The organism is Streptomyces hirsutus (genome assembly GCF_001418415.1).
In the GTDB taxonomy this organism is placed as follows: domain Bacteria; phylum Actinomycetota; class Actinomycetes; order Streptomycetales; family Streptomycetaceae; genus Streptomyces; species Streptomyces hirsutus.
Genome location: NZ_LIQT01000581.1, coordinates 1 through 3994, shown reverse-complemented (window position 1 = coordinate 3994; position 3994 = coordinate 1). Strand labels below are relative to the sequence as shown.

General features: G+C 72.2%; 2 protein-coding genes. One reads left to right on the top strand and one right to left on the bottom strand.

Going from position 1 to position 3994, the window contains the following annotated elements; translation table 11 throughout:
* Positions 1-183 (bottom strand): hypothetical protein (locus tag AOK11_RS44200; protein WP_206188990.1); only part of this gene is annotated, 183 nt, incomplete at its 3' end.
* A gap of 233 nt (positions 184-416) precedes the next feature.
* Between AOK11_RS44200 and AOK11_RS34905 the strand changes: the two genes are divergently transcribed.
* On the top strand, positions 417-3994 hold a 3578-nt coding region (locus AOK11_RS34905), incomplete at its 3' end, for an ABC transporter ATP-binding protein (RefSeq protein WP_055597667.1).

Sequence of the window (3994 nt, the reverse complement as noted above, 5' to 3'; positions counted from 1 at the left end):
CGCTGTCGCTGTCGCTGTCGCCGTAGCGGTAGCGGTAGCTGTGGCCGCTGCCGTCACCGGGGGCTCGGTCGTGGCCGTGGCGGGGGACGCGGTCAGGGCGGGAACGGCGAGGACGGTGAGAGCGGCGGCGGTGGCGAACGCCACCGCCTTCCGGCGTCGGGTGCGCATGCGTATCGCGAGCATGTGGGGGTGTCCCGTCTACGCGAGTTGAATGAGGGTCTCCGCATCGTGACATGCGCATGAAGTTGTATGAATGTACATGCGGTGTCGATTGCGTGACGTCCTTGCGGAGGGGGGTCTCTCCGGAGTGACACCGACCTGCCCAAACGTTACGGAGGGATGAAATCCGCTTCGGTGCGCGTTGGTGCCTTCCGGTAGATCAGGACGATCGGATCGCACGACCGGAGGGCACCCGCGTGACACCGCAGCAGGGATGGGCACGACGACTGGGCGCGTACGCGTGGCGTCATCCGGGGGACGTCGTGCTGGCCCTGGGCTCGTCCCTCGGCGGCATGGCCGTGATGGCGCTGGTCCCGCTGGTCACCAAGGTGATCATCGACGACGTGATCGGCGACCACACCCGTGCCATGGCCCCCTGGGCGGGCGCCCTGATCGGTGCCGCGGCCGTCGTCTACGCCCTCACCTTCGTCCGCCGCTACTACGGCGGCCGGCTCGCCCTGCACGTCCAGCACGACCTGCGGACCGAGATGTACCGGACGATCACCCGGCTCGACGGCCGCCGTCAGGACGAGCTGTCCACCGGGCAGGTCGTCGGGCGGGCCACCAGCGACCTCCAGCTGATCCAGGGCCTGCTCTTCATGCTGCCGATGACCATCGGCAACATCCTGCTGTTCGTGATCTCCCTCGTGATCATGGCGTCGCTGTCGCTGCCGCTCACGGGCGTCGCCCTCGCCGTCGCCCCCGCCCTGTGGTGGATCGCCAAGCGCAGCCGCACCCGGCTGCACCCGTCCACCTGGTACGCGCAGGCCCAGGCGGCCGCCGTCGCCGGAGTGGTCGACGGCGCCGTCAGCGGGGTGCGCGTGGTGAAGGGCTTCGGGCAGGAGGAGCAGGAGACGGGCAAGCTCCGCGAGGTCGGCCGGCGGCTGTTCGCCGGGCGGCTGCGGACCATCCGGCTGAACTCCCGGTACACCCCGGCCCTCCAGGCCGTCCCCGCCCTCGGCCAGGTGGCGATGCTCGCCCTCGGCGGCTGGCTCGCCGTGCGCGGCAACATCACGCTGGGCACCTTCGTCGCCTTCTCCACCTACCTCGCCCAGCTCGTCGGCCCGGTCAGGATGCTCGCCGTCGTGCTGACCGTCGGGCAGCAGGCCAGGGCCGGCACCGAGCGCGTCCTGGAGCTGATCGACACCGAGCCGTCCCTCGCCGACGGCACCAAGGAACTCCCCGCCGACGCCCCCGCGACCGTCGAGTTCGACGACGTCTCCTTCGGCTACGACACCGCCTCCGGGAAGAGCCGCCCCGTCCTCAACGGCCTGTCCTTCGAGATCGGGCCCGGCGAGACCCTAGCCGTCGTCGGCTCCTCCGGCTCCGGCAAGTCCACCGTCTCGCTGCTCCTGCCGCGCTTCTACGACGTCACCGGCGGCGCCGTCCTCGTCGGCGGGCACGACGTGCGCGAGCTGACCACCGAGTCGCTGCGGGCCGCGATCGGGCTGGTCCCGGAGGACTCCTTCCTCTTCTCCGACACCGTGCGCGCCAACATCGCCTACGGCCGCCCGGACGCGACCGAGGAACAGATCGTGGCCGCCGCCCGCGCGGCCCAGGCCGACCGGTTCATCACCGAGCTGCCCGACGGCTACGACACCACCGTCGGCGAGCACGGACTGACCCTCTCCGGCGGCCAGCGCCAGCGCGTCGCGCTCGCCCGCGCCCTCCTCACCGACCCGCGCCTGCTGGTGCTCGACGACGCCACCTCCGCCGTGGACGCCCGCGTCGAGCACGAGATCCACGAGGCGCTGGCCGAGGTCATGCGCGGCCGCACCACCCTGCTGATCGCGCACCGCCGCTCCACCCTCAACCTCGCCGACCGCATCGCCGTCCTCGACGGCGGCCGGCTCGCCGACCTCGGCACCCACGACGAGCTCCAGCGGCGCTGTGCCCTCTACCGCCGGCTGCTCACCGACCCCGACGAGCTGGGCGGCGTCTCCCCGGGCCACCACCCGGCCGCCGCCCTCCAGCAGGACGACACCGCCGACACCACGGTCCGCGCGGAGCTGGACGCCGAGTTCGACGCCGAACGCGGGGTCACCCCCCGCCTGTGGACCGGCGACCGCGAGCCCAAGGACACCGCCCTGGCCGGCAGCCCGGCCACCCCCGAACTGCTCGCCCAGGTCGCGGCGCTGCCCCCGGCCGACGACGTCCCCGACGTCGACGAGCGCCGGGCCGTCCAGGCGGAGGAGTCCTACGGACTGCGCCGCCTCCTGCGCGGCTTCCGCCGGCCCCTCCTCCTGAGCCTCGCGCTCGTCGCCGTGGACGCCGGCTCGGGCCTGCTGCTGCCGGTGCTGATCCGGCACGGCATCGACGCCGGCGTCACCCAGGCCGCCCTCGGCGCCGTCTGGGCGTCGGCGCTGCTCGGCCTGCTCGCGGTGACCGTGCAGTGGGCGGCGCAGACCGGCGAGATCCGGATGACCGGACGCACCGGCGAACGCGTGCTGTACTCACTGCGGCTGAAGATCTTCGCCCAGCTCCAGCGGCTCGGCCTCGACTACTACGAGCGCGAGCTGACCGGCCGGATCATGACCCGGATGACCACCGACGTGGACGCGCTGTCGACGTTCCTGCAGACGGGCCTGGTCACCGCGTTCGTCTCGGTGGTCACCTTCTTCGGCATCATGGTCGCCCTGCTGGTGATCGACGTACAGCTCGCCCTGATCGTCTTCACCACACTGCCCCCGCTGATCCTCGCCACGTACTTCTTCCGCCGGGCCAGCGTGAAGGCGTACGAACTGGCCCGGGAGCGGATCTCGGCGGTCAACGCCGACCTCCAGGAGTCGGTGTCCGGTCTGCGGATCGTGCAGGCCTTCGGACGCGAGCGGCTGGGCAACCGGCGGTTCGCCGAGCGCAGCGACGGCTACCGGGCCGCCCGCATCCGGGGCCAGTGGCTGATCTCGGTGTACTTCCCGTTCGTGCAGTTCCTGGCGTCGTCGGCCGCGGCGGCGGTCCTCGTCGTGGGCGGGATCAGGGTCGACAACGGGACGCTGACGACGGGTGCGCTGGTCGCGTACCTGCTCTACATCGACCTGTTCTTCGCCCCGGTGCAGCAGCTCTCCCAGGTCTTCGACGGCTACCAGCAGGCGACCGTCTCCCTGGGCCGCATCCAGGAACTGCTGCGGGAACCGGCGTCCACCCAGGACGCCTCGAAACCCCTCGGCGTGCCCTCCCTGCGCGGCCAGGTCGTCTTCGAGGACGTGGACTTCGCCTACGGGGACGAGGAGGAGGCGCTCAGCGGCATCGACCTGCGCATCCCCGCCGGGCAGACCGTCGCGTTCGTCGGCGAGACCGGCGCCGGGAAATCCACCCTGGTCAAGCTGGTGGCCCGGTTCTACGACCCGACCGGGGGCAGGGTCACCGTCGACGGCACCGACCTCAGGGACCTCGACATCACCGCCTACCGGCACCGGCTCGGCGTGGTCCCGCAGGAGGCCTACCTCTTCCCGGGCACGATCCGCGACGCCATCGCCTACGGCCGTCCGGACGCCACCGACGCCGAGGTCGAAGCGGCGGCCCGCGCGGTCGGCGCGCACGAGATGATCGCCACGCTGGAGGGCGGCTACCTGCACGAGGTCGCCGAGCGCGGCCGGAACCTCTCCGCCGGACAGCGCCAGCTGATCGCGCTGGCCCGCGCCGAACTCGTCGACCCCGACATCCTGCTGCTCGACGAGGCCACCGCCGCGCTCGACCTGGCCACCGAGGCCCAGGTCAACCAGGCGACGGACCGGCTGGCAGGACGGCGCACCACGCTGGTGGTCGCCCACCGGCT